General features: G+C 40.8%; 2 protein-coding genes. One reads left to right on the top strand and one right to left on the bottom strand.

The features are described 5' to 3' along the window. Positions 1-234: 234 nt before the first annotated feature. Entirely contained in the window at positions 235-1005 is a 771-nt protein-coding gene (locus V7D78_RS14880; RefSeq protein WP_333609244.1) for a type IV toxin-antitoxin system AbiEi family antitoxin domain-containing protein, read from the bottom strand. A 424-nt stretch (positions 1006-1429) separates the two neighbouring features. Here V7D78_RS14880 and V7D78_RS14875 point away from each other — a divergent pair, with 424 nt between their 5' ends. Next, positions 1430-1651 carry a hypothetical protein gene (locus V7D78_RS14875; protein WP_333609243.1) on the top strand — a complete coding sequence of 74 codons (222 nt, stop codon included), beginning with the start codon at positions 1430-1432 and terminating at the stop codon, positions 1649-1651. The last annotated feature ends 244 nt before the right edge of the window (positions 1652-1895 follow it).

Genomic DNA, 1895 nt, shown 5'->3' with positions numbered 1-1895 from the left:
AGGCATCTTTATTTAAAACCAGTAATTACAATTCACTGTAAAAGATTATCACAATAATCGCATCAATACTTGCATCAATAATAAAACAATGTTTTTTTCTGGAGTGCTCTTGGTTTGCTATAGCAACTTCATCAAGAATTAAACAAAGACGTCAGATTATCTGCCATTACTTCGTCCAGCCTTTACGTAAACACTCTCCATTGTCGATAGTAAATGCTTTGTTTATCAATCGTATTACATCTCCTTAGGCACCGTTATCTGCCAAGTTGACTCGTACCTGCCGCCTTTTGCAATCATGCGTTTGCCTGTACCTAGTGCATAATCCTCACTACTAAGATGTTTCAGCCAGGCATGCTGGTGCCGGTGAGCAAGCCAAAAGAACAGTCGTTTTACTTTAACGTTTATACAGCACCTTAATAGCTTATCCAATTTGCGCGGCGACAAATTGTACATCCCCTGCATCAGTTGATCGGCATGTTCAAAGCTGATTGCATCAGGCACCTGTAGTAATAACTCCAGCATGGCTTTTTCAGGACAAGAATAATAAAGAGCCGGTAAAGGTACTTGCCAGCTATGCTCTCTTATAAAATAGCTATCCGACATGACATTTTCAGCCCAAAGCCTGCGAGTACCCTGCCATTCAAATTCAGCTGCCACTGCAATTCTATTCAGCCACCTTGGAAGTGCTTTTTCACTACATAACGTAATACGAGGCGACGTTGAACAAACTAAATAGTGCGCTAGGCCTTCCAGCTCAAGCGCTGACAAAGCGCCAACATGAACGGGGGTGTCTGTCATTCGCTGCAAAGATGCCACAACGCCCTGCCAACTGACGATTCCCTCCCGCACATAAACACCTGGAGTCAGCGGTATTAAAGTGCTACTGCGAACAGCATTATCCAGAAAATGTAGGTTCAAGCCCTGCGCTTCCAGCCAGGTTTTTGTTGCTAGCATTCCTACCGGCAATAATGCCTTCAGCTGCCTTCTCGCCTTTATATTTAGCATTAGCTCCCCAGGGCTTACATATAAGAAAATATACGGCAATTATCACCGCATATTCAAGCATTAGCGAACCTAAATGGTTTGTGAAAGTTTACAAAATCAAAATTAACCGTCAGTAATCAACGTGGAAATGCAATTTTATAAACTTCAAACGATAATGAAGGTATAAGATTTGGAGTCTAAAACTAGCATGTAAAAATATCCGGATTTTCACCTAATCAGTATTTGATGAAATACCAACTGTTTTAAAGGAAAAAAAGGTGTAGTTATACACTATACCTTTAGAATTTAACTGACGTTAACCACTATTTGATACGTTAATCATCACCTAAGTAGCTATCATTATTAGGATTATGGGAGTCAGCCCAGTCTTCCATATCAGCTTCATTATTTGGGTTATTAATATCAGACCAAACTGGATCGCAAAATGGCTGCCGACCAGTCCTGGATTATGCGCCTACCACAAGAAGACTTCTGTCAAATTACCGCAACCTCGCCGGCAAGAAAATATGAGGTAGACGGCGGTCCCGGCATTTCCATCATCATGCAAGAGTTACTTGGTGCCGCGAGCCCCATGCATGACAGGGTGAGCTGTTTTACTCATTTTTATTCCATTCCTAATGTTGATGTAGCCACCAATCAGAAATGACTATTCGATGTTCTGAATGATCGCAATGTCTAAGCACTATAAACACTATCACCGCTTCAAAATTATAGTTTTAGGTACAGGGCAGCAACATCCTGTACTCCGTTCTGTATCAGCGCGCTTACAAATTCTAAAAGCACTAATAAAGCACTAATAATGAGATGCCAAATACCTGAGTAATTTAGTCAACTAAATACTTGAGTAAAATACTAGGTTATTATAGTATAGCGGCCTTGGTGCTTAAGCT

The organism is Arsukibacterium sp., assembly GCF_036735525.1.
GTDB lineage: Bacteria > Pseudomonadota > Gammaproteobacteria > Enterobacterales > Alteromonadaceae > Alishewanella.
The sequence above is the reverse complement of the archived record's forward strand: the minus strand, read 5'-3'. Positions and strand labels throughout refer to the sequence as shown.